Below are 23,985 nucleotides of genomic sequence, written 5' to 3' on the forward strand. Positions count from 1 at the left end.
ATGACGACGCGCGGGACGCTGCGGGTGTACCTGGGCGCGGCGCCCGGCGTCGGCAAGACCTACAGGATGCTGGAGGAGGGGCGGCGCCGGCTGAACCGGGGCACCGACGTGGTCGTCGGGTTCGTCGAGACCCACGACCGCCCCTTCACCCAGACCATGCTCGACGGCCTCGAGGTCGTACCGCGCCGGGACCTGACCTACCGCGGCGCCGCCTTCACCGAACTCGACCTCGACGCGCTCCTCGCCCGCCGGCCCGAGGTCGCGCTCGTCGACGAACTGGCACACACCAACGTGCCCGGCAGCGAGCACGCCAAGCGCTGGCGCGACGTCGACGTGCTCCTCGACGCCGGCATCGACGTGCTCACCACCGTCAACATCCAGCACCTGGAATCACTCAACGACGTCGTCGAGCGCATCACCGGCGTCACCCAGCGCGAGACCGTCCCCGACGCCGTCGTGCGCCGCGCCGAGCAGATCGAACTCGTCGACATGACCCCCGAGGCCCTGCGCCGGCGCATGGCCCACGGCAACATCTACAAGCCGGAGAAGATCGACGCCGCCCTTGGCAACTACTTCCGCGTCGGCAACCTCACCGCCCTGCGCGAGCTCGCCCTGCTCTGGCTCGCCGACAAGGTCGACGAACAGCTCGACCATTACCGCGCCGCGCACGACATCGACAAGACCTGGGAGGCCCGCGAACGCGTCGTCGTCGCCCTCACCGGCGGCCCTGAGGGCGACACCCTCATCCGCCGCGCCGCCCGCGTCGCCGCCCGCACCAAGGGCGCCGACCTGCTCGCCGTGCACGTCGTGCGCGGCGACGGCCTGGCCGGCGCCGACCCCGCCAACCTCACTCGGCAGCGACTGCTCGTGGAAGCCCTCGGCGGCACCTACCACCAGGTCCTCGGCGCCGACGTGCCAGGCGCGCTGCTGGACTTCGCCCGTGGCGTCAACGCCACCCAGCTTGTCCTCGGCGCCAGCCGCCGCGGCCGCCTCGCGCAGATCCTCTCGCCCGGTGTCGGCGTCACCACCACCGCCGAGTCCGGCTCCATCGACGTCCATCTCGTCACCCATGAGCAGGCCCGCCGTTTCGCGTGGCGGTCGCCGCGGGCCGCCGCCCTGACCCGCGGCCGCCGCCTGACCGGCCTCGCCCTCGCCCTGGCCGGCCTGCCCGCCCTGACCCTCGGCCTCGACGCCGCGCGCGCCGACATGGCGCTGACCAGCGACATCCTCGCCTATCTCGTGCTCGCCGTCGCCACCGCGCTCGTCGGCGGGCTGTTGCCCGCCCTGGTCTGCGCCATCGGCGGATTCCTGCTGCTCAACTGGTGCTTCACGCCGCCGCTGAACCGGTTCACCATCGCCGAACGCGAGAACCTCTTCGCCCTCGTCGCCTTCGTCTTCGTCGCCGTCGCCGTGGCCACCGTCGTCGACCGCGCCGCCCGCCGCGCCCGCGACGCCGCCCGCGCCTCCGCCGAGGCGCGGACCCTGTCCACCCTCGCCGGCAGCGTCCTGCACGGCGACAACCCCCTCGACGCGTTGCTGGAGCGGGTCCGCGAGTCGTTCGGTCTCACCTGCGTCACGCTGCTGGACCGCGAGTCGGAGCACGACCCGTGGCGGCCGGCCGCCTCGGTCGGCGGCACGCCCTGCCTGACCCCGGCCGACGGCGAGACCGAGGTGCCGGTCGAGGAGAACGTGTCGCTGGTGCTGCGCGGCCACCCGCTGCCGGCCGAGGCCCGCCGGCTCGTCGAGGCGTTCGCCGCGCACGCCGCGATCGCCCTGCGCCAGCAGCGCCTCGCCGAGCGGGCCGCCGCGGCCGGCACCCTCGCGGAGGTCGACCGGCTGCGCACCGCGCTGCTGTCCGCGGTCAGCCACGACCTGCGCACCCCGCTCGCCTCCGCCAAGGCGGCGGTCGGCAGCCTGCGCAGCCCCGACGTGCGCTTCTGCGCCGAGGACGAGGCCGAGCTGCTGGCCACCGCCGAGGAGTCGCTGGACAAGCTCACCCGGCTGGTGGAGAACCTGCTGGACATGTCCCGCCTGCAGGCCGGCGCCCTCGCCCTGACGCTGCAGCCGGTCGACCTGGCAGACGCGCTGCCGCGCGCCGCCGACGACCTCGACGCGGCGGTCGTCCTCAGCGTGCCCGAGGAACTGCCCGAGGTGATCGCCGACCCGGCCCTGCTGGAGCGGATCCTGGTCAACCTGCTTGGTAACGCGCTGCGCTACAGCCCGCCGGGCCGCCCGCCGTCGATCGGGGCGAGCGAGCACGCCGGCCTGGTCGACATCCGCGTCGTCGATCACGGCCCAGGCATCCCGGCCGCGGACCACGACCGGGTCTTCCAGCCCTTTCAGCGCCTCGGCGACCGCGACAACGCCACCGGCGTGGGCCTCGGCCTGGCCCTGTCCCGGGGCCTGGCCGAGGCGATGGGCGGCACCCTCGTGCCGGAGCCCACCCCGGGCGGCGGCCTCACGATGACCCTGACACTGCACCGGGCGTGACCGGAGCAGGCAAAACGCGGCCCGGCCGGGCTTCGCGGCGCGCCGGAGGTGCGAGAATCTCGCGTATGCCTCTTGATCGTCAGCTGGGCCGGCGCGGTGTGCTCGGCGCCGGGTTCGCCGCGTCCGTCGCCACGCTCGCCGGCTGCGGCGACGACCCCGGCAGCGCCGCGCCCGGCGCAGCGCCGGGCTCGCCGGCCCCGGCGCGGAGCGAGTCCGCCGCCGTCGAGGGAACGGTCGCCGCCGAGGAGGGAACAGCCGGGTTCGGGCCGTCCGGGTCGGCGAGCGCCAGCGCGCCGGCGGCGGGGCAGCAGGTGCTCGCGGCGTCGTACAGCGGCAAGCTCGTGGAGACCCTGAATCGGTACCTCGTGCCGACGGCCGACAACCCGAAGCGCCCGGGCTACGCCGGCGCCGTGGTGCTGGTGGACGTCGATGGCAAGGTGACCACGCACGCCTCGGTGGGCTATGCGCTGCGCTACGGCGCGGGGCCGGTCGAACTGGCGGAGCAGTCGCGGGTGCTCATGCGGCCCGATTCGATCTTCGACGTCGCGTCGGTGACCAAGGTGTACACCACGATCCTGGCGATGCGGCAGGTCGACCGGGGAAAGCTGGACCTCGGCGCGCCGGTGGTGCAGTACCTGCCGGCGTTCGACGGGCCCGGCAAGTCCGCGGTCACGGTGCGGACGCTGCTCACGCACACCAGCGGCCTGCCGGTCGGGCCGTCGATCCCGGAGACGTCGAAGAAGCCCGACGTCGCGGCGCGGTGGGCGTACATCCTGTCGACGCCGCTGGCGGACGGGGTGACGCCGGGCAGTCTCTTGCGGTACACGAGCCTGGGCCTGCTGCTCACCCAGCAGATCCTGGAGAAGCTCACCGGCAAACCGCTGGACCAGCAGGTCAAGTCCGAGATCACCGGGCCGCTGGGGCTGCGTGACACCGGGTTCAAGCCGCTCGGGTGGCTCAGCGCGCAGGACAAGGCCAACCGGCTCGCGGCCACCGACGCCCGATCGTCCCGCGGCCTGCTGCGCGGCGTCGTGCACGACGACATCTGCAACGTGCTCGGCGGCGTGGCGGGCTCGGCCGGGATCTTCACCACCGCGGCGGACCTGGCCGTGATCGGCCGGATGCTGCTCGGCGGCGGGCAGGTCGACGGCAAGCGGATCCTCTCCGAGGCGACCGTCCAGCGGATGCTCACCAACTACAACGCGGGGCTGCCCGCCGCCGATGTCGCCCGGCCGAACCGCACCGCCACCCACGGGCTGGGCGTGGAGCTCGACCAGCCGTGGTTCATGGGCCGGCTCGCGTCGCCGCGCACGTTCGGTCACACCGGCTTCACCGGCTGCGAGCTGGTCGTGGAGCCGCGCCGCCGGCTCGTGCTCGTGCTGCTGACCAACCGCGCCCACCCGAACTGGAGCTGGGCCGACCCCGATCCGACGCGGGTGGCGATCGCGAACATCCTCGCCGACGCCATCGCCTGACACGCGGTTTCGGTCTGGCGCCGGCCGCCGCCGGTCTTGACGCGTTCCATGGGCGGTGCCGGCGATCGGAGCCGCGGCGCCGTGACCGGGCGTGATCGACATTGCCATGAGTCAATTGCTGATAATGATCTTCCGCACTTCGCCAGGACTGCTGGCTTCGCGAGATTTGGCGATGCCGATCATTCGGCCGATGGGTGCGAAAAATAGCGGTGGGGCCGCCGAATCGGCGTCATGACACCCCTGTCCGGTCTGGACGATATCACGGCGCGGGGTGATGCGGTGGGAGCTGAGCCGGGTTGGATCGGGTGCGGCCTCGGGCGCGTATTGACGGCGGCGCCGCCATCGTGGCGACCCGCGGTCCCGAGGATCGGCGCGTGCGCCGGCGGTCCGGTGGCGGGCCCGGTGGCCTTCTCGGGATCGGTCCCGTGTCATGCGCCGCGTCGGTTGCCGGGCATCGCGCGCGGGGCGCCGCGGCTGGGTGCGGGACCGTCTCGGGTGACGGCGGTGCTGCTCATGGTGCCTGCGGCCGCGTTGGGCAGGCACCTTACCAAAGTCGAAGCGCTTCGGTCAGCCATCCGAGCCAATGTCTCCTCATCTGCCAAGACTGAGGTTCTGTGCCCGTCCGGTGGCGGGTGAGTGGTAGGGGAGCGCCTCGTCCGCGCGTTAAGCGCTTCGTTAGCGCAGGTCAACGGTGCCTTAACGGCACGCCAACGCGTAGCAAGATCATCGGTTTTACCACGCGGAGCAATCTCATTATTTCCCTGTTCACTAGATTCGCGTTTCGCTGATACACACCGGTGACGGAGCATCAATGCGTTCCCGGACCGCGCGCGCTACAACAATGGTGCGCCAGGACAGCGGAGGTGTGAGCTGATTAGTGCGGTACCAATTCCATCGGACTCGAGGTGGCAGGGTAATCTGGCGTCTGGTTGGCCCCAACAACCGGATCCTCGGCGTTTCGCCGGAGAGTTTTCCAGGTGTGGAGGACGCCGCCGCAGCAGCTCAGAAGGTCCGCAGCCGCGTAGGTTCCGGTTCGGTCGCGGTAGTTCGCGATGTGTCTCGCCGTTGGCGCTGGTCGATCAGTGACGCCGAGGTCGGTGTCCTGGCGGTAGCCGCACACGGTTACGAGCTGCGAACCGCCTGCGAGGCGGCGATCGAGCGCTTCATCGAGAGTGCCGTGGCGGCCGTCATCGACCAGACGGTCGGCCGTAGGGGCCGATTCTGGCGTCCGGACGCGGACTGAGCGGCAGGCCGCGACGACGCGACGGTGCCGAGCCGGCCGGAGCGCGTCGCCGCACCCCGGCGACGCCGCATGCCCTTCAATCCGTGACCTTGTCTCTCACCGTGACCTTGTTCCTCACCGTGACCTCGGCCGTGCCGTGACCTCTTCACGCGCCGCGGCGTGAACTTCGCAGCCGTGCCATGACCTTCGAGCCAGGTAGGAGGGCCCGATGACGCAGGTGTCGACCGAGCAACGCCCGCGCGTGGTGAAGGCCGCGCCCGGGCTCGCCGACCGGATCTTCCACGGCGGGTCCAGGCTCACCGGCCTGTTTGTCTTCGCCGTCATGGGCGCCATCGGCCTGTTCCTGGCGTTGCGGGCGGTCGAGGCGTTGCGGGCGGTCGGGTTCCGGTTCCTCACGACCGCGCAGTGGCAGCCGGATGTCCACCGGTTCGGCATCGCCGCGGTGCTCACCGGGACCGTCCTGATCGCCGCCGTCGCGGTGGTCGTGTCGGTACCGCTGGCGACGGGCACGGCCCTGTTCATCTCCGAGGTGGCGCCGGTCTGGCTGAGGCAGTGGCTGGTCAGCCTGGTCGACCTGATGGCCGCCGTGCCGAGCGTGGTGTACGGACTATGGGGCCTGGTCTTCCTGGAAGGCAACGTCATCGGGGTGGCGCGCTGGCTGTCCACCTGGTTCGGCTGGATTCCGATCTTCCGCGTCGACGGCGCGGACCCGGCCGATCCGCTGGCCAGTGCGAGCGTGTACACGGCGAGCACCTTCGTCGCCGGGCTCACGGTCTCGATGATGGTGGCCCCGATTCAGTGCTCGGTGATGCGGGAGGCGTTCAGTCAGGCGCCGCCCGGCGAGCGGGAGGGCGCCTACGCGCTCGGCGCCACCCGTTGGGGCATGATCAGCTCGGTCGTGCTGCCGTTCGGGCGTGGCGGGATGATCGGCGGCACGATGCTCGGCCTGGGGCGGGCCCTCGGCGAGACCATCGCCGTCTACATGGTCATCTCCCAGGTCTTCGACATCCAGCCGCACATCCTGCAGGTCGGCACGAATTCGGTCTCCAGCCTCATCGCGCTGCGCTACGGAGACGCGTCCGGCTTCGGCCTGTCCGCGCTCATGGCCGCCGGCCTGGCGCTGTTCGTCATCACGCTGCTGGTGAACTTCACCGCCTCGACGATCGCGGCCCGGTCCCGCTCCGGCGCGCAGAGCGAGGTGTGACGTGACGATGGAGGAGACGGCGCTGGACCGGGCCGGGATCGGCGAGGGGACCGTGGCCGGCCTGCACGTCGGCGAGGTGGTCGCCCGGGCGGCGCAGAGCCGGGGGGACGGGGAGGGCACCGTCCTGCCGCGCGACCTCGGGCCCGTCCCGCCCCGGCGCAATCTCCGCGCGTTCCGCCGCGACGAGCTGTTCAACGTGCTGGGGGCCGCGTCCACCGGCGTGTGCGTGGCGATCCTGCTCTTCGCCTGGCTCGCGCCGTTCAGCGGGTTCCTCGGGTTCCTCGTCGTGGCGTACATCGCCTTCCTCGCGACGTACGCCCTGCTGACCGCGTTGTCCGCCGACGGCCCGACGGTGCGGGACCGGATCTGGACGACCGTCCTGGGCAGCGCGGCCGCCGTGCTGTTCCTCGGGCTCGCCCAGGTCCTGTGGTTCACGCTGTGGCGCGGCGTGCCGGCGATGCGGCACCTGAACTTCTTCACCCAGGACCTCGCCGACGCCGGCCCGCTCGACCCCCTGACCCAGGGCGGCGTGCTGCACGCGATGGTCGGGACACTGGAGATGATCGCCATCGCGCTGCTCATCACGATCCCGCTCGGCCTGGCGTGCGCGGTCTACCTGACGCAGGTCGGCGGGCGCGGCTCCGTGCTGGTGCGCACGGTCGTGGAGGCGATGACCGCCCTTCCGTCGATCGTCGCCGGGCTGTTCATCTACGCGACCCTGATCCTGCTCCTCGGGTTCAGGCTGTCCGGGTTCGCCGCCGCGGTCGCGCTGAGCGTCATGATGCTGCCGATCATCATCCGCTCGGCGGACGTCGTGCTGCGGCTGGTGCCGGGCGGCCTGCGGGAGGCATCGGAGGCGCTGGGCGCGCCGCGGTGGCGCACCGTCTGGTACGTCGTGCTCCCCACCGTCCGGTCCGGCCTGGTCACGAGTGTCATCCTCGGCACCGCGCGGGGCATCGGCGAGACGAGCCCGGTGCTGCTGACCGCCGGCTACACCACGTACCTCAACGCCGACCCCGTGAGCGGGCCCCAGGTCTCCTTGCCGCTGCTGACGTTCATGCTCGTGCGCTCCGGCCAGCCCTCGTACATCCAGCGCGGCTTCGGCGCCGCCGCGTTGCTCATGGCGATCGTCGTCGCGCTGTTCGTGCTGGCACGCGTCTTCGCCGGCCGAGCACCGGGTCGTGTCACCGCCCGCCGGGCCCGCAGGCTCGCCCGGCGCTCCGCCTGCGACCAGGCGCGGATGCGGCGCCGTCGATACGAGCTTCCGGGCATGGCCGGCGGGGAACTCCCCGGCCGCGATCCGGGTTCGTTCCACCTTGGAGAATCGCCATGAAACTCTTGCCCTGGCAGCGGGTCGTGCTCGCCCTGAGCAGCGTCCTGCTCGTACTCGCGGTCCCCACGCCCGCGATGGCCGAGACGTATGTGCCGATCAACGGTGCCGGGTCCAGCTGGGCGGCGAACGCCGTCAACCAGTGGATCAGCGCCGTGCACCAGAGCGGCATGCGGGTCGACTACAGCGCCAACGGCTCCTCCGACGGACGGCAGCGCTTCCTGCAGCACACGGTCGACTACGCCGCGTCCGACATCCCGTTCCAGCAGCACCCTACCGACGGCGGGTCGCCGGAGAACCCGACGCCGGGCACGTACGCGTACATGCCGATCGTGGCCGGCGGCACCAGCTTCATGTACAACCTCAAAATCGGCGGCCGGCAGGTGACCAATCTCCGCCTGTCCGGCGAGGTCATCTCCAAGATCTTCACCGGCGGCATCACCCGGTGGGACGACCAGGCGATCAAGAGCGACAACCCGGGTCTGACCATGCCGGCGTCGAAGATCGTGCCGGTCATCCGCTCCGACGGCTCGGGCAGCAGTGCGCAGTTCAGCCTGTGGATGCAGGCCCAGCAGGGTGGGATCTGGAGCGCGTTCTGCCGGCAGCGCGGCTGCGGCAACGGCGCAGCATCCTACTGGCCGAACTTTCCCGGTGCCGTCTCCAAGGCCGGTGACCTCGGCGTGGCCAGTTACGTCGCGCAGGGCTACTCCGAGGGCGCCATCGGATACGTCCAGTACTCCTACGCCATCAACGCCGGCTTCCCGGTCGTGAAGATGCTCAACGCGGCGGGCTACTACGTCGAGCCGACCCCGCTCAACGTGGCCGTCGCCCTGCTGAAGGCGAAGATCAACGAGAACACCGATCCGGCGGTGTACCTCACGCAGGACCTCACCGACGTGTACAAGTACGAAGACCCGCGGGTGTACCCGATGTCGTCGTACTCGTACTTCATCCTGCCCACGACGGTCACCGGCAACTTCTCCGAGGCGAAGGGCAAGACGCTCGCCGCCTTCAGCTCGTACTTCGAGTGCGAGGGCCAGCAGCAGGCGCCCGACCTCGGCTACTCGCCGCTGCCGCGGAACCTGGTCGAGGCGAGCTTCAAGCAGATCGCCAAGATCCCCGGGGCGCAGGCGCCGAACAAGCCGCTCGAGTCGTGCAACAACCCGACGTTCACGCCCGACGGGCACAACCGGCTCGCCGACGTCGCGCCGCAGCCGCAGGCGTGCGACAAGCGCGGCCCGGGGCAGTGCACCAACGGCACCGGCGGAAAGCGGAACCAGCCGACGCCGGTGAACGCGGGGGCACAGGCGGCCAACCAGGCGGCGGGCGGCGGCCAGAGCGGCCAGAGCGGCGGCCAGACCGGCGGCCAGAGTGCCGGCCCGGGCGCCACCGGGTCCGCGGGCACGGGCGGTCCCGGCGCGGCGCCGTCGCTGAGCTACGACCCCGGCACCGACCAGTATGTGGGCGCCGGCGGCGGCAGCGGCGGCGGCGACCCGGGCGTGGCGGCGGTGCCGATAGCCATGCCGACCGGCGACGGCTGGACTGCGGCTCAGACGTTGATGCTCATCGCCGGCCTCGCCACGCTCGCGCTGGTGCTCGGCCCCGGCCTGGTCTCCTGGATGCTGCGGAGGCGGCAATGAACACCCTCATGTCCTGGCGCCGCCGGGCGCTCATCGGGCTCGTCGCCGGGCTCGTGGTGGCGAGCGTCGCCGAACTCGGCCACATCGCGGCCGCGTCGGCCGACGAGGATCCGAGCGTCGGCAAGATCGAGTACACGGGCACGCCGGTCACCGACTCGGCGGTGACGCGCAGCGGCGACAGCGCGTTCGCGAACCTTCGGGTGACCGTGTCGCAGACCAAGAACCTGACCAGCCAGGCCGTGACCGTCACCTGGACCGGACTGGGGAAGTTCTGCTGCGACGCGACGCACTACGCCTCCAACTATCTGCAGATCATGCAGTGCTGGGGCGACGACCCGGCGGCGCCTGCCGAGCGGCCGGCTCCAGCCAGGGAGACCTGCCAGTTCGGCGCGTACACCGGCACGGACCCGGGCCAGGTCGGCAACCCCCCTGACATCTATGCCCGCAGCCGCTCCGTGCTGCGCACCGACGCCGACGAGCGCGCCGCGGCCGGCCCCGACGGCAAACCGCTGAACTACTACCTCAACGCGGGCGGCGCAGGCGGCGCCGTCCCGTTTCGTCCCGCCACGGGAGCCGCGCCGGTCATCCCGGGATTCGGGCTGCCGATCGACATGGCCGGGGGCAAGGTGTTCGGCGTCGCCGAGACCAACGAACAACCGTACGTGCTGAGCCGCCCCGACGGCACCGGTGAGGCGCCGTTCGAGATCCAGACGACGCTCGAGTCGCCGTCACTGGGCTGCGGCGCGATCGTCGGGGATCCGAGCCACCCGGCCGGACGCCCGTGCTGGCTGGTGGTCGTGCCCCGCGGGACCACCGACGACGGATACCGCACCGGCGCATTCGTCGGTGAAGGTGGCCTGACCCACGTCGTGTCCTCGCCGCTCACCATGAGCACGTGGAAGCATCGGCTCGCGTTCCGGCTGGAGTTCAAGCCGGTCGGCGAGCAGTGCCCGCTGGGCACCGCACAACGCCGGATCGTCGGCAGCGAGATCGTCAAGCCGGCGTTCCTGAGCTGGTCTCCGGCGCTGTGCGCCAGCAGCAATGTGCCGTACAACCTGACCACGCTGTCGGAGACCGCCGCACGCAACACGATCGTCGGCTCGACTCCCGGAGCCACCCGCGCGGCGCTGATCAGCCGGCCGTTGGCGCGCGACGCCGCCCACCCGGTCTCATACGCGCCGATCGCGCTGTCCGGCGTGGCCATCGGCTTCAACATCGAGCGCCGACCAGGCGCCGCCGACACGCCGCAGGCCGAGATGGACATCGCGGGCAGCCGCCTGCCACGGCTGAACCTGACGCCGCGCGTCGTCGCCAAGCTGCTCACTGAGTCGTATGCCAAAGCCGTCCCACCGCCCAGCCGGACCAAACTGGCCCCGGACTACCTCACGCACAATCCGGGACGCCTGTTCGACGATCCGGAGGTCCTCCAGGCCAACCCGGAGGTCAAGTGGCTGGCCGCACCGGCGACCGCCGCCGCGAGCGCCGCGCCACTGACGGTGCTGGAGAACTCGGACGCCACCTGGACGCTCTGGCAGTGGATCAACGCGGACCCGGACGCGCGGAAGTTCCTCGACGGCACCCCCGATCCATGGGGCATGACGGTCAACCCGGCGTACAAGAACGTCACGCTGCCGATCGAGAACTTCCCGAAGTCGGATCCGACCTGCACCGAGCTGACCGACGAGGAGCGGGCCAAGGGCGCGACCAGCCCGCGCTGCGTCATCGACGTCTCGCCCTTCGCCGAGAGCCTCGGCGACGCGGCGCGGCGCACCCGCGCGGGCAACCCCGGTGGCGCCAGCGGGGAGTGGTGGGCCGCGGACGACCCGACCAACGCCACCGGAGTCGGGCAGTGGAAGAAGGACGGCCCCCAGTTCGTCGGCAGCCGGTTCGTCGTGAGCATCACATCCACGGCCGAAGCCGCCAAGTACGGACTGCAGACCGCGCGGCTGCGCAACGCGGCCGGCAAGTTCGTCGCGCCGGACGAGGTAGGCCTGCAGGCCGGTGCCAACGCGATGATCGAAGACCGGGACGAGCACCGGGTCAAGGTGGCGAATCCGGCCTCGACGGCGCCCGACGCGTATCCGCTGCCGATGCTGACCTATGCCGCCGTCAGCGTCGCCGACATCGACGCCGCCGACGCCCAGGCCCGCACCGACCTGGCCGCGTTCGTCGACTACGCCGCCAACGCGGGTCAGACGCGGGGTCTGGCGGACGGGCAGCTCCCGCCCGGCTACAGCCCGCTGCCCTTCGCGCTGCGGCTGCAGGCCAAGGGCGCCGTCCAGGAGATCAGGTCCGGGAAGGTCGCAGGCTACGACCAGACCGCGCAGCCGACGCAACAGAGCGGCACCCAGGCCGGCGGCACCGGCACCGGCACCACCCGACCGGCGTCCACGGCCGCCAGCGGTCTCCCCGACCGTGGATCGATCCCGTCGGCGGCGCCCAGCCGGTCCACCCGGGGACCCGAACCGGTCGCCGTCGTGCAGTCCGGGCGTACCCCCGACGATCCGAGCACGCTGCCCCCATGGGTGCTGCTCGCCGGCCTCGGCGCCGGGGTGGTGTCCGCGTTCGCCGCGCCACTCGTCCGTCCCAGGCGCAGATCGATCGATCCGTAGCCGCCGAGACCACACCTCAGCGCCGCGCACGAGGCGGCCACCACAGGCTCCGCCCGGCATCACCGGGCGGTGGGGAAGACCGGTCTGCCCCTCAGAGAGGGAGGGGCAGACCGGGAAACCGGAGTCTACCGGAGCGTCCGGTGGACGGTTCCCGAGGAGGAACAGCAGTGTTCAAACTCCCGAAGGCGATCGCGGCGCTCGCCGTGGTCCCGATGGCGACCGCACTGGTCGCCGTCGGCCTGATCGCCGGCCCCGCGGCGGCCGACCCGCCGCCGCCGACCGGCGCGTCGTACTGCGGCGTCGGTTCGGACACGACTCAGGACGTCATCCAGAAGCTGGCCGCCACGCTCGACTCGGGCAGCCCGAACTTCAAGAAGTTCGAGTCGTGGAACGCGACCGGCTCCACCTCGATCACCACCAACTGCCCGCCGCCGTCGGGCACGGGCACTTCGTTCCTGCGGCCGGACGGTTCGAGTGCGGGCATCGCCGCCCTGCTGCTCTCGCAGCGCCCGAACTCCTCCGGCACGCCCTCCCCGGCCGGCACCCAGGCCTGCCCGAGCACGCCGGCCCAGGTCGCCAGCTACTGCAGCAAGGCCGCGAGCCTCGGCCAGAACACCCCGACGCTGAGCGGCAACCAGGTCACGTTCGCGCGGTCCTCGCGTGGCCCGGCGGTCGCTGGCAGCGCGCTGACCTTCATTCCGTTCGGTACCGACGCCGTCGACTACGCGGTGAAGTCGGGCGGTGGGCTCGACCAGTCCTTCGCGGCCGGTGGCACCTTCGCGGGCGGCCTGAGCACCACGCAGTTGCAGAACATCTACAAGTGCGACCCGTCCTTCCGCACCGTGACCGCCGGCGGCGTCACGTACACGATCCAGCCGTACGTGCCGCAGGCGGGTTCGGGCACCCGGTCCTTCTTCCTCGGTCTCGTCGGCATCACCGAGGCCGACGTGAACAAGGTCGGCGGCTGCGTGCGCGACACCAAGGTCGACACCGGCGCCTCGATCCAGGAGCACGACGGCAACGTGCTCACGGACCCGACCGTCGGCGCCACCCGCTACACCGAGATCGCCCCGATCTCGATCGCGCAGAACATCGCGCAGACCAACCACACCGTCACCGGTGTCACCGACCGGCGGGGCAACTCGAAGCTGGGCACCCTGAACGGCGCGGCGCCGACCAGTGGCTCGGGTGGCACCCTGGCCATCAACAGCACCTTCGTGTCGACCAACCCGACGTTCACCCGCCCGGTGTACAACGTGTTCCCGACCTGGAAGGTCAGCGGTACGTTCGCCGACCCGGACCTGGTGAAGCTGTTCGTCAACAACAGCTCGAAGGTGTGCTCCTCGAGCTTCACGATCGGCCAGTACGGCTTCCTCACCAGCCCCTCCACCTGCGGCAGCATCACCACCAAGGGCGACGCCTGATCATCGGCCCGTAGCTCACCGGTAAGACCCGGGTGGTCGCGCAGCGCGCGGCCACCCGGCCCGCCGCGCCTCGCGCTGCGCCCGGTCGCGGGGGCCGCGTGCCCGCGCAAGAGGATCAGCGGCCCGAACTGGTTGCTGCCATTCACGTGGATGGCTCGAAACGAAGGAGACAGTATCGTGAATCGATCCCATCGCCTGGCCGCGGCGTTGGCGGGTGCGGTGGTCCTTGCCGGCGTCACCGCAGCCCCGGCGATGGCGGCCACCAACCTGGGCGAGTTGACGATCACGCCGGCGTCCGGCCAGCTCCAGTTCGGCGAGGGCAACCCGGCCGACCCGCTCCGGATCACGCCGGGACTGGCCGACTGCCCTCAGGGAACCGAGGCGTACTCGGAGCTGCTGACCGCGCCGGGGGCCGAGACCGATATCTTCAGCGGGGCGTCGCTGATCCCCGGCGGCACCATCAACCGCGACCCGGGCAACACCGTCCTGAAGGTGCCGCCGCACGACGGCACCTTCCAGAGCGGCTCGGTGCAGTCGGTCATCGGCGACATCCTGCCGTTCGGCACGACCGACGCCCAGCTCTCGCCAGCCGACGCGGCGAAGGCCCCCGGCACGAGGATCGCCGAGGGCCAGTTCAGCGTGGCCGGGGTGTGCATCGACCAGACCTACACGGTCGTCGCTCAGTCGGCGATCAAGACGGTGACGTTCTCGGCGGCGACCCGCCCGCCGCAGCCGCCCGGCTGGCCGGCCGGGCAGTTCTACGACAACCTGCAGTGGAGCTGGTCGTTCGGCACGCCGAGCGGACCAGCGACGACCACCGTGACGCTCACGGCGGCGCCGGCCACGTCCGCGCCGGCGGGCACGACGGTGAACCTCACGGCCACCGTCTCCCCGGCGGGTGCGGGTGGCAAGGTGGCGTTCCTCGACGGCACGACCTCGCTCGGCGAGAAGCCGGTCACCGCCGGCGCCGCCTCGCTGAGCACGGACGGCCTGTCGGTCGGCAGCCACTCGCTGAAGGCGGTCTTCACACCGGAGGACAGCACCGCCTACAGCGGGTCGACCGGCAACCTCACCTACGAGATCACCGAGCAGGGTGGTGGCGGGCAGTCCGGCACCGTCACCCTGCAGACCACCGTGCCGACCGGCGGCACGGAGGCGCTCACGCTCACCGTCGACCAGACGGCGGCCGTCTCGTTGCCCCCGGCCGTGCGTGACGGGGACAACTACGTCACCGGGAGCAACGCCGTCAGCCTCGTCACGGTCAGCGACACCCGATCCGGCAGCAAGCCCGGCTGGAACGTGAACGGCAAGGTCTCCGCGAACTTCGTCGGCACCAACGCCAGCAACACGTTCTCCGGCACCGCGCTGGGCTGGAAGCCGCTGATCGTCGATCAGTCGGCCGGCCAGAGCGTCACGGCCGGTGCGAGCGTCGCGCCGGGCACCCAGCCCGGCCTGACCGCGAGCACCACGCTGGCCAACGCCCCGCAGGGCAGCGGCATCGGTGCGGCGAAGCTCGGCGCCGACCTCAACCTGCGGTTCCCGGCGACCACGCCGGCCGACACCTACCACGCCACAGTCACGATCACCGCGATCTGACGCGTCGTGCACCACCCCGGAAGGGCGGCGGCCCGGCCGCCCCTCCGGGCCCCACGACACGACCGAACGGACGTGAAACAGTCATGAGGCAACACCTGGCCGCCGGATGCGCCGCCGTTGTCGCGACCCTGTTCGCCGCCGCGCCCGTTGTCGCGGCGCCGCCGAACCCGTCGCCGTCGCCGGGCGCGTCCGCGCCGGGCGGGACGCCGGTGACCTGGTCGGTCGCGCCGGCCGCGGCGCAGGGGCCGGACGGGCGCCCGGCCTTCGAGCTCGAGACGGACCCCGGGCAGACACTGCGCGACGTCGTGGCGGTCACCAACTTCAGCGCCGCGCCCGTGACCTTCCGGCTCTACGCCAGCGACGCGGTCAACACGGCATCGGGCGGCTTCGACCTGCTCGCCGGCGACACGAAACCCACCGACGTCGGCGCGTGGGTCGTGCTGGCCCGGCAGCAGGTCACCGTCCCGGCGCACGCCACGGTGAACGTCCCGTTCACGCTCGCCGTGCCGGCGAACGGTACCCCGGGCGACCACGTCGGCGGCATCGTCGCCTCGCTGCAACAGCCGGGCAGCGGCCCGGTCGTCATCGAGAACCGTATCGGTTCCCGGATCTACCTGCGCGTGCACGGCAAGTTGGTACCGTCGCTCGCCGTCACCAGGCTCGACGCGGACTACCACGACTCGATCAACCCGTTCTCCGGCGGCGACGTCACCGTCGACTACACCGTGCGGAACACCGGCAACGTCCGGCTCGCGGCCGGCCAGCTCGTCGACGTCACCGCGGCGACCGGCAGCCGGCTGTCCACCGCCGCCGGGCCCGCCGTCGCCGAGCTCCTGCCGGGCCAGTCCCTGCGGTACCGGCTCACGGTCCACGGCGTCGGCCCGCTCGGCCCGCTCGGCGCGAACGTCGTGGTCACCCCCGCCGCGGTGAAGGGCGACAAGTACACCGAGTCGCTGTCGGCCGCGGCCCTGGGCACCGGTCAGCGCAGCGCGGACCTGTTCGCGATGCCGTGGAGCCAGCTCGCGGTCCTGCTGCTGCTCGCCGGCGCCGTCTGGCTGAGCGTGATCGAACTGCGCAGGCGCCGCCGCAACGCCGCGCGCGCCCTCGCCGAGGCCGTCGATCGGGCCCGGCTGGAGGAACGGCGCGCGGCCGTCCAGCTGCTGGAAGAAGCGCGAGTGGAGGAGACGCTGTGACCCGCCGTACCATCCTCGCCCTCGTCCTGTTGTTCCTCGCGGCGCTGTGCGGCGTCGGTGTCGCGGCCGCGGCCTCCGCCGACGACGGCTCCGTGACGATCACCATCACCGTGCCCGAGGGCGCGAGCCCGTCGCCGTCGCCCTCGCCCGGCGGGCCCTCCGGCGATCTGCCGCGAACCGGTGTGGCGGTCGCGGTCATGCTCGGGGGAGCCGTCGCATTGATCGTCGTCGGTGCGGGGCTCATCGCCCTGGGCCGGCGATCGGGTAAGTCCAACCACCCCCTGGCCCCGTAGCGGCCCAGTAGAAAGGACCTGTACCTGTGAACCTGTCCAAGCGGACATTACTGGTGGCGGCCGTCGCCTCGTCGTTGCTCGTGGGCGCGTTCGGCGCTCCGGCCGCGGCGGCGATCACCGGGAGCACCGTGACGGTGAAGCCGCTGTCCGGCAGCTGGCAGTTCGGCGACGGCAACCCCGCCGACACCGTCACGCTCGTCGCGCCGGCCACCAACTGCCCCGCGGGCTCCCAGTACTACTTGAACGCCCTCACGAAGGAGGGCGACGAGGCCAACGTCGTCAGCGCCGGACAGGCGCTCGCGGAGCCCGTCGCGCTCGGCGCCGACCTGAGCATCCCCGTTCAGACCGGTGCGTTCAACAACGGCAACATCCAGTTCCTCGTCGACGGCATCCTGCCGGCCGGCACCTCGGACGCCGCGCTCAGCGCCGCGGACGCGGCCAAGCCGGTGGGCACCGTCATCGCCACCGCGCCGTTCAGCATCGTCGGTGCGTGCCTCGACGCGAACTTCGCCGTCGTCAGCTCGTACGTGACGCCGATCGACATCTCGGCCGCCACCCGCGCGGCGAAGCCGGCCGATTGGCCGGTGGACACCTTCTACGACGTGCTGCAGTGGCGCTGGGACGGCCGGGCCGACTCCTCGGCCGGCTTCTTCGCCTTCCCGACCACCGTCAAGGTGAACAAGCCGCTGATCGCCCTGATCCAGGTGACGGCGGACGGCAGCACCCCGACCGGCACCGTGCAGATCAAGGACGGCTCGACGGTCGTCGCCACCGCCACCTTGTACAACGGCGTGGCCGCGGCGATCGTCCCTGGGCTCAACCCGGCCGGCAACCACCGGCTGACCGCCGTCTACTCCGGCGACAGCCGCGTCCGGCCGGGCACGTCGAGCCCGGTGACGATCCGGGTCCTCGCCTGACGAACCCCGCACAGCGCAAGTAGTCATACCCGCACCAACGGTGCCGGAGCGCTTCCCCGCCCCGGCACCGCCCACCGTAGCTCAGGAGGCGCAGTGACCGCTCTGCTGCCGGCACGCCAAGAGCCGCCGGAGTACGAGCCATCGGGGTACGAGCCGCCGGACCTCGACTCGATCCCGGCCCCGCAGTGGCAGGACGACGACACCCCGCCCGCATGGCGGTACTTCCTGAGCTCCGCGCTGGTCGTCCTCGCCACCGTCCTGCTCGGGCTGACGGTGCATGTCACCGCGGTCAGCTACCTGGTGCACGAGTCGAAGCAGCGGGCCGGCATGGACGCGCTGCGCGTCGACCTCGCCAGGGCGACCGCGCCCGTCGGCCAGGTCCGCGACGGCAGGCTGCTCCCGCTCGGCACGCCGGTGGCCGTCCTGCGCATCCCGGCCCTGCGGGTCGACGAGGTGGTGTTCGAGGGCACCACGGGCGGCGTGCTGATGGCCGGACCGGGGCACCAGCGCGACAGCGCGCTGCCCGGACAGGCCGGCACCGCCATCATCATGGGCCGCACCGCCTCGTACGCGGGCCCGTTCCGCGACCTGCGGCGCCTCGTCCCGGACGACCGCATCACCGTCCTCACCGGACAGGGCGAAGCCACCTACCGGGTCACGGGCAGCCGCCGCGCCGGCGACGCGGTGCCGCCGCCGGTCGCGCCCGGCGCCGGCCGGCTCACGCTCGTCACGGCCGCCGGCGCCCCGTTCCTGCCCGAAGGGCTGCTGCGGGTGGACGCCGAGCTCGTCTCGCCGCCCCAGCCCAGCCCGCCGCGCCCCCTGCGCCCCGGCTCCATCAGCCCGCAGGAGCTGCCACTCGCCGGTGACACGTCGTCGCTGTGGACCCTGGTCATGGGTCTGCAGGGCCTCGTCGCCGCCGCTGCCGGCGCCGTGTGGTCCCGGCACCGCTGGGGAGTCGTGCGCACCTGGATCGTCTTCGTGCCGCTCGTCGCCGTTTTCGGCCTGCTGGTCGCCGAGCAGACCGTACGACTCCTGCCGAACCTGCTCTGAAACGCGAGGACCATGCCATGGACACGACCGCGCCCGAAGTCGTCGTTCCCGACTCCTACCACAGCCACCGCGAGCTCTTCGGACTCCAGGCGATCGGGGTAACGGCCTGGTTCGGCCGCCGCATGGTGCTCGACCGGGTCTCCCTGCACCTCCGCGCGGGTGAGGTCACCGCGCTCATCGGCCCGTCCGGCTGCGGCAAGTCGACGTTCCTGCGCATCCTCAACCGGATGCACGAGCTCGTGCCGTCGGCGTCGATGGCCGGGCAGGTGCTGCTCAACGGCGAGGACATCTACGCCGCGCAGCGGCGCCTCACCGACGCCCGCCGGCAGATCGGCATGGTGTTCCAGAAGCCCAACCCGTTTCCGGCGATGTCCATCTACGACAACGTCGTCGCCGGCCTCAAGCTCACCGGCCTGCGGGTCGCCCGCGCGGCCAAGGACGAGCTGGTCGAGGAGTGCCTGGTGCGCGCCGGGCTGTGGCGCGAGGTGCGGGACCGGCTGCGCCAGCCCGGCGGCGCGCTGTCCGGCGGCCAGCAGCAGCGGCTGTGCATCGCCCGATCACTGGCGATCCGCCCGAAGGTCCTGCTCATGGACGAGCCGTGTTCGGCGCTCGACCCGACGTCCACCCGGGTCATCGAGGAGACGATCGCCGAGCTGGTCGAGGAGGTCACCATCGTGATCGTCACCCACAACATGCAGCAGGCGGCCCGGGTCTCCCAGCAGGCCGCGTTCTTCCTCGCCGAGGAGAACCAGCCCGGCCGCATCGTCGAACACGGCCCGACGTCGCTCATGTTCGGCTCGCCACGCGACCCGCGCACCGCCGACTACGTCAACGGTCGTTTCGGGTGACGCTGTAACCGGGAAGGGCCCGCGCTCCGTCCAATCGGTGTGAGGGACGCGGAGGCACAGTTCCGGGACTTCGTCAGCGTGCAGCTGGAGCCGTTGCGCGGCCTGGCATACCTGACGTGTGGCGACTGGCAGGCCGGTGAGGACGCCGTGCTCACCGTGCTTGCCCGGCTCTACGCGCGGTGGCGGCACATCGACAACCCGCTCGCCTACGCGCGTACCGCGGTGGTGCGCGCCGCGATCGACGAGACGCGCCGGCCCTGGTGGCGGCGCGAGGAGGCGGCCGGCGACGCGCTGCCCGACCGGGCGTTGCCCGACGACGGCACCGGCGAGGTAGACGAGCGGCTGCGGGTCCGGGCCGCGCTGCTGCGCCTGCCGCCGCGCCTGCGTGCCGTGCTGGTGCTGCGCTTCCTGGAGGGGCTCAGCGTCCAGCAGACCGCGGAGGCGCTGGGCTGCCCGGAGGGCACCGTCAAGGGGTACACCTCGCGGGGCCTCGACGGGCTGCGCCAGATCCTCGGAGTCGAATTCTCCATCGAAGAGCATGCGGAGGGGCGCCATGAGATCCGAACTGCCTGAACTGCTGCGGGACGCGCGCACGGCGCTGCCGCCGCCGCGATTCGACGTCGAGGACGCCGTCGTGGCCGGGCGCCGGCTGCGCACGCGGCGCCGGGTCGGCCGAACGGGGCTGTTCGCCGCGGTCACCGTGGTCGCGGCCGTCGCCATCGCGGCCGTGGCGCCGCGCCTGGGAGTGCCGGTAGTGCCGGGAGTCCCGGCCGTGCCCGCCGTGCCTGTCGCGAGTGGTGACACCGGCGCATCGGCGTTCGACTACCCGGCCGAGCCGCTCGTGGGCAACATCCGGGGGTTCAAGGGCGAGCGGTTCGGACTCTCCGGGACCGTGCACGTGACGCCGGGCTATCAGGTGGCGGAGGTGACCCGGCCGGACACGTCCAGCATCGTGACCGGTCCGGCGGACCGCTATCACGGGTTCAGCTTCGCCGCCGGGGTCGTCGTGGTGTACCGCGCCGGCGCCTTCGACCCGTCCGCGTTCGCCGGCGGCGAGCCGGTCCTGGTCGAGCGCCGCCCGGGCCGGTACCACCCGTCGTTGCGGCTCATGGCGGGCCTGCCCGACGGCCCTGCGCTGGCGTGGCAGTACGCGGACGGCGCCTGGGCGGTCGTCGCCTCCACCGACCAGCACCGGCCGATGGCCCGCGATGAGCTCGCGTTCGTGGCCGCCGGTCTGCGCTCCGGCGAGCCGGACGCGGCGCGGCTCGCGTTCAGGCTCGGCCACGTGCCCGCCGGGTTCACCCCGCAGGCGGCCGGCACCGCGGACGGCTCGCTCACCAGGTCGATTCCCGGCGAGTCGTACGTCAGGCTGGTCAAGGGCGCCGCCACGTACACGAGTCTCGCGGGCCCGGTCAGCGTCCCCGAGGCCGGCGGGGTCCGGCTGCCGACGATAGAGCTGACGTTGTACCGGTCGTGGTTCGCGAAGGACACCCGCTCGCCCGGCGAGGCGTTCTGCCAGCGGCCCGGCTTCTGCTACACCAGCAGCCCCGACGGCGAGTGGCAGATCGAGGCCGCCAGCGGCCCGCCCGTGTCCGACGACGAACTCCTGCGGGTGCTGCGCTCCATCACCTTCGCCGACCCGGCCAGCCCCCCGACCTGGCGCCTCCTGCAGGACGCGGTCCCGTCGCCATGACCAGCCGGTCCCGCCTCGGCGAACGCGGACCGCCCTGGCCCGGCGACGGCGCTCGCGCGCTCATGCGTGGATGCGGGCCCACAGCCGGCTGCGCAGGCGGAGGCGGCCGCCGCCGGTCGTGGTGCAGTGCAGGTCCTCGCCGAGGTCCGCGTAGCGGGTCAGCAGGCCGTCGCGGAGCGTGGGCAGCAGGTGGGCCCGCTTGCGCAGCAGGGTCAGGGCGGCCAGGGCGAGGTAGAGCAGGGACAGGCCGATCAGTTCGCGCTCGTGCCACGCCGCCGGGACCGCAGCGCCGAGCGCGAACTGCACCACGAACAGGCCGGCCAGCAGCAGCGCCGCGCGCAGGCTGAGGGTCAGGCCGAGCAGCAGCGCGATCGCCAGCAGCGACTGGGCCGCCGTCAGCAGCAGCTCGTAGCGCTGGGCGGGCGCGATCGGCAGGCCCGACCGGCCGCCGCTGGAGGCGGCGAACACGATCGGCACCGTGCCGACCAGCAGGGTCCACTGGTTGACCTTCGAGGAGACCAGCGCGCCGAGGGCCTCCGTGGTGTGCAGGCGCCACGCGTAGAGGCCGGCGACGAGCAGCTCCGGCGCCTCCGAGGCCAGCGGCGCCACCCACTGCACGAGCAGGAACTGGCTGACGCCGAGCTGAGCGCCGGTGCTGACGAGGCCCTCGGCGAACGGCTCGGCGCACAGCAGGATGACCCCGGCCGACACGACGAACAGCGCGATGACCGTGGCCCGGCGGGGCGCCTTCGCCAGGCCGCCGACCCATGCCGACGGGCCGATCAGGTCGGGCTCGCCGGCGGGCGCCCGCGACACGCGCCAGCTGTAGGCGACGAACACCGCGACGAGCACGGCGCTGTCCCACAGCGTCAGCGTGCGCTTGAACGGCAGCAGCAGGCAGTACAGCGACGCGATGGCCAGGAACGCCAGCGGTACCGCATCCGCGCGCCCCAGCCGGATCCCCCGCCCCTTCGAGCGCCGCCACGCGATGAGCACCACGAGGACCCACCCGACGCCGACGAGGATCCGGTTGGCCCCGGTCATGTTCGCCAGCGCCAGCGAGCAGGCCGGGATCTCGCCCGGGGGAGCGCAGGCGGCGCCGTAGCGCGCAGCGGCCTCGCCGCCGCGCCAGGTGAACACGAAGTCGACGGAGTACTCGGGCAGGACGGCGATCAGCGCGAGCAGCGCGACGGCGAGCCCGGCCGACACGTCGACCTGCGCCGCCTCGGCCGCCCAGGCGAGCACGAACGCGGCCCCGACGATGGCGGCGCCGAACACGAGCGCCGCCGCGGCCGCCGGAACATCGACGCCGGTGACGGCGGCGACGATGCCGGGGACGGTCGCCGCGAGTGCCAGCAGGCCGGAGATGGGCGGTCGTCGCATGTGCGCCGACTCTACCGCCCGCCGCACTGCCCGGTCGCCCGCCAGGGGCGATGGCGGGGTGTCGCCCGGCCCAGACGCTGGATCCGTCGGGGTCACCCGGCCTCGAGCCGATGCCACGTTGTGGCGAGCAGTCGGGAGGCAGGCAATATGGACGACATCTCGTTCGGTGACGTCGTGTGGTCGACGTTGTGGTTCATGGTGGTGTTCGCCTGGATCTGGCTGATGGTCAGCATCCTGACCGACATCTTCCGGGATCACTCGATGAACGGGTGGGCGAAGGCGGCGTGGACCGTGTTCCTCATCGTGTTCCCGTGGCTGGGCGCGCTGGTGTACCTCGTCGCGCGCGGCCGGTCGATGAACGCACGAGCCGCCGAGCGCGCCCGGCAGCAGGAGGCCCAGGTCCGCGACTACGTCCGCGAACAGGCCCGCGACGTGGCCCCCGCGCCGAGCACCGCCGACGAACTGACCAAGCTCGCCGATCTCAAGCAGCGCGGCGTGCTGACCGAGGCCGAGTACGACCGCGCCAAGGCGGCGCTGCTCGGGTCCGGGCCCACGACCGGTGCGTCGGTCGGGGGGAACGGCAATGCTGCCGGCTGGACGCGTGGCTGATCCCACCGGCCTCACGGGGCGGCTCGGGCGGTACGGCCGGCTGGGTTGGTCCTTCGCCGGGCTGGTCATCGGCGCTGCGCTGCTGGTGATCGCCGGGGGGATCCTGCTCCCGCTCCTACTGCCCCTGCTGGTGATGGCCCTCGTCGGCGCGACCCTGCAACCCGCCGTCGACGGTCTTCGCCGCCGCGGGGTCCCGGCCGGAGTGGCGGCTCTGGCCGGGGCCATCGCGGTGCCGCTCGCGCTCCTCGCGCTCGCGGTGCTGTTCGGCGTCGCGGTCGTCGGAGAGGCCTCGAAATGGTTGCCCACCGCCGAGCACGCCGGGGCGCGGCTGCACCAGCTGCTCGGCGCCGACCCGGTGCAGGCCCTGCGGCAGTGGCCGGGCTGGCGCACCGCGCTCACGGGGCTCGGCTCCGCCTTCGCCACCGGTGCCGTCGTGGCCGGTCAGGTCGCCGTCGGCATCCTCATCGGCGGGTACCTCCTCTTCTACGCCTTCCGCGACGGTCCGCGCTGCTTCGAGGTGCTCGAGGCGCGGCTGCCGCAGCGGCGGCCGGGCCTGATGCGCGAGCTCGCCGGCAGCGCCGCGTACCAGTTCCGGCGGTACATGCTCGGCACCACGTTCATCGCGCTCATGGACGCCGCCGTCATCACGCTCGGCGCGCTGCTGCTGGGGCTGCCGCTGATCGGGACGATCGCGATGGTGACGTTCGCCGCCGCCTACGTGCCGTATCTCGGCGCCTGGATCTCCGCCGCGTTCGCGGTCCTCCTCGCCCTCGGCGCCGGCGGGGTGCAGACCGCGGTGTGGATGCTGCTCATCGTCCTCATCACGCAGAACATCCTCGAGGGCATCCTGCGCCCCGCGGTGTTCGGCCGCGCGCTCGGCCTGCATCCGGTGGCCGTGCTCGGCGTCACGATCCTCGGCGCCGCGGTCGGCGGCCTGTTCGGCGTGTTCCTGGCCCCGCCCATCACCGCCATCGCCGTCTCGTGG

Annotated in this window: 19 protein-coding genes; 18 read left to right on the forward strand and 1 reads right to left on the reverse strand. The window is 72.4% G+C overall.

Annotation, left to right across the window (positions count from 1 at the left end):
- The 16 genes from AB0367_RS08630 to AB0367_RS08705 all read left to right on the forward strand — a co-directional run bounded on the left by AB0367_RS08630 (nucleotide 1) and on the right by AB0367_RS08705 (nucleotide 21,008).
- Complete coding sequence (locus AB0367_RS08630) at nucleotides 1-2,490, forward strand: ATP-binding protein (RefSeq protein WP_366225588.1); 2,490 nt, start codon at nucleotides 1-3, stop codon at nucleotides 2,488-2,490.
- Between the two features lie 65 nt (nucleotides 2,491-2,555).
- A complete protein-coding gene (locus AB0367_RS08635; protein ID WP_366225589.1) occupies nucleotides 2,556-3,965 on the forward strand; it encodes a serine hydrolase domain-containing protein in 1,410 nt (469 codons plus the stop codon).
- Nucleotides 3,966-4,944: 979 nt separating this feature from the next.
- A complete protein-coding gene (locus AB0367_RS08640) occupies nucleotides 4,945-5,208 on the forward strand; it encodes a hypothetical protein (RefSeq protein ID WP_366225590.1) in 264 nt (87 codons plus the stop codon).
- Nucleotides 5,209-5,416: 208 nt separating this feature from the next.
- The gene (gene pstC, locus AB0367_RS08645) at nucleotides 5,417-6,412 is read left to right on the forward strand and encodes a phosphate ABC transporter permease subunit PstC (RefSeq protein ID WP_366225591.1); all 996 of its coding nucleotides are present in this window, start codon (nucleotides 5,417-5,419) and stop codon (nucleotides 6,410-6,412) included.
- A 7-nt stretch (nucleotides 6,413-6,419) separates the two neighbouring features.
- Nucleotides 6,420-7,745 (forward strand): phosphate ABC transporter permease PstA, encoded by a 1,326-nt coding sequence (pstA, locus tag AB0367_RS08650; RefSeq protein WP_366225623.1) that lies wholly within the window; start codon nucleotides 6,420-6,422, stop codon nucleotides 7,743-7,745.
- Nucleotides 7,742-9,382, forward strand: a complete 1,641-nt coding sequence (locus AB0367_RS08655) for a phosphate ABC transporter substrate-binding protein PstS (RefSeq protein WP_366225592.1) — start codon at nucleotides 7,742-7,744, stop codon at nucleotides 9,380-9,382. The genes pstA and AB0367_RS08655 overlap by 4 nt, the downstream gene beginning before the upstream one ends.
- Nucleotides 9,379-11,994 (forward strand): hypothetical protein, encoded by a 2,616-nt coding sequence (locus tag AB0367_RS08660; protein ID WP_366225593.1) that lies wholly within the window; start codon nucleotides 9,379-9,381, stop codon nucleotides 11,992-11,994. Before AB0367_RS08655 ends, AB0367_RS08660 begins: the two co-directional genes overlap by 4 nt.
- A gap of 167 nt (nucleotides 11,995-12,161) precedes the next feature.
- On the forward strand, nucleotides 12,162-13,418 hold the full coding sequence (locus AB0367_RS08665) for a hypothetical protein (RefSeq protein ID WP_366225594.1): 1,257 nt from the start codon (nucleotides 12,162-12,164) through the stop codon (nucleotides 13,416-13,418).
- A gap of 177 nt (nucleotides 13,419-13,595) precedes the next feature.
- Nucleotides 13,596-15,014 carry an Ig-like domain-containing protein gene (locus AB0367_RS08670; protein WP_366225595.1) on the forward strand — a complete coding sequence of 473 codons (1,419 nt, stop codon included), beginning with the start codon at nucleotides 13,596-13,598 and terminating at the stop codon, nucleotides 15,012-15,014.
- Nucleotides 15,015-15,097: 83 nt separating this feature from the next.
- Entirely contained in the window at nucleotides 15,098-16,207 is a 1,110-nt protein-coding gene (locus tag AB0367_RS08675) for a DUF916 domain-containing protein (RefSeq protein WP_366225596.1), read from the forward strand.
- Entirely contained in the window at nucleotides 16,204-16,500 is a 297-nt protein-coding gene (locus tag AB0367_RS08680) for a hypothetical protein (RefSeq protein WP_366225597.1), read from the forward strand. Before AB0367_RS08675 ends, AB0367_RS08680 begins: the two co-directional genes overlap by 4 nt.
- A gap of 26 nt (nucleotides 16,501-16,526) precedes the next feature.
- Complete coding sequence (locus tag AB0367_RS08685; protein WP_366225598.1) at nucleotides 16,527-17,417, forward strand: Ig-like domain-containing protein; 891 nt, start codon at nucleotides 16,527-16,529, stop codon at nucleotides 17,415-17,417.
- Between the two features lie 93 nt (nucleotides 17,418-17,510).
- Nucleotides 17,511-18,467 (forward strand): sortase, encoded by a 957-nt coding sequence (locus AB0367_RS08690; RefSeq protein ID WP_366225599.1) that lies wholly within the window; start codon nucleotides 17,511-17,513, stop codon nucleotides 18,465-18,467.
- Between the two features lie 122 nt (nucleotides 18,468-18,589).
- Entirely contained in the window at nucleotides 18,590-19,315 is a 726-nt protein-coding gene (locus AB0367_RS08695; RefSeq protein WP_366225624.1) for a phosphate ABC transporter ATP-binding protein, read from the forward strand.
- A gap of 39 nt (nucleotides 19,316-19,354) precedes the next feature.
- Nucleotides 19,355-19,888 (forward strand): SigE family RNA polymerase sigma factor, encoded by a 534-nt coding sequence (locus AB0367_RS08700; protein ID WP_366225600.1) that lies wholly within the window; start codon nucleotides 19,355-19,357, stop codon nucleotides 19,886-19,888.
- Entirely contained in the window at nucleotides 19,869-21,008 is a 1,140-nt protein-coding gene (locus AB0367_RS08705) for a hypothetical protein (RefSeq protein WP_366225601.1), read from the forward strand. The genes AB0367_RS08700 and AB0367_RS08705 overlap by 20 nt, the downstream gene beginning before the upstream one ends.
- A gap of 60 nt (nucleotides 21,009-21,068) precedes the next feature.
- On the opposite strand, the gene AB0367_RS08710 is transcribed toward AB0367_RS08705, so the two are convergent.
- Nucleotides 21,069-22,391 (reverse strand): sodium:proton exchanger, encoded by a 1,323-nt coding sequence (locus AB0367_RS08710; RefSeq protein WP_366225602.1) that lies wholly within the window; start codon nucleotides 22,389-22,391, stop codon nucleotides 21,069-21,071.
- A gap of 147 nt (nucleotides 22,392-22,538) precedes the next feature.
- Here AB0367_RS08710 and AB0367_RS08715 point away from each other — a divergent pair, with 147 nt between their 5' ends.
- Both AB0367_RS08715 and AB0367_RS08720 read left to right on the forward strand, forming a co-directional pair.
- Nucleotides 22,539-23,000: an SHOCT domain-containing protein gene (locus AB0367_RS08715; protein ID WP_366225603.1), complete on the forward strand. Its 462-nt coding sequence runs from the start codon at nucleotides 22,539-22,541 to the stop codon at nucleotides 22,998-23,000.
- A partial coding sequence (locus AB0367_RS08720) for an AI-2E family transporter (RefSeq protein WP_366225604.1) occupies nucleotides 22,993-23,985 on the forward strand: 993 nt, incomplete at its 3' end. The genes AB0367_RS08715 and AB0367_RS08720, both read left to right, overlap by 8 nt.

This window comes from Dactylosporangium sp. NPDC051484, assembly GCF_040689395.1.
In the GTDB taxonomy this organism is placed as follows: Bacteria; Actinomycetota; Actinomycetes; order Mycobacteriales; family Micromonosporaceae; genus Dactylosporangium.

Coding starts and splice junctions, on each gene's coding strand:
- AB0367_RS08630 (WP_366225588.1), top strand. CDS start 1: ATGACGACGCGCGGGACGCTGCGGGTGTACCTGGGCGCGGCGCCCGGC.
- AB0367_RS08635 (WP_366225589.1), top strand. CDS start 2,556: ATGCCTCTTGATCGTCAGCTGGGCCGGCGCGGTGTGCTCGGCGCCGGG.
- pstC (WP_366225591.1), top strand. CDS start 5,417: ATGACGCAGGTGTCGACCGAGCAACGCCCGCGCGTGGTGAAGGCCGCG.
- pstA (WP_366225623.1), top strand. CDS start 6,420: ATGGAGGAGACGGCGCTGGACCGGGCCGGGATCGGCGAGGGGACCGTG.
- AB0367_RS08655 (WP_366225592.1), top strand. CDS start 7,742: ATGAAACTCTTGCCCTGGCAGCGGGTCGTGCTCGCCCTGAGCAGCGTC.
- AB0367_RS08660 (WP_366225593.1), top strand. CDS start 9,379: ATGAACACCCTCATGTCCTGGCGCCGCCGGGCGCTCATCGGGCTCGTC.
- AB0367_RS08675 (WP_366225596.1), top strand. CDS start 15,098: ATGAGGCAACACCTGGCCGCCGGATGCGCCGCCGTTGTCGCGACCCTG.
- AB0367_RS08695 (WP_366225624.1), top strand. CDS start 18,590: ATGGTGCTCGACCGGGTCTCCCTGCACCTCCGCGCGGGTGAGGTCACC.
- AB0367_RS08705 (WP_366225601.1), top strand. CDS start 19,869: ATGAGATCCGAACTGCCTGAACTGCTGCGGGACGCGCGCACGGCGCTG.
- AB0367_RS08710 (WP_366225602.1), bottom strand. CDS start 22,391: ATGCGACGACCGCCCATCTCCGGCCTGCTGGCACTCGCGGCGACCGTC.
- AB0367_RS08715 (WP_366225603.1), top strand. CDS start 22,539: ATGGACGACATCTCGTTCGGTGACGTCGTGTGGTCGACGTTGTGGTTC.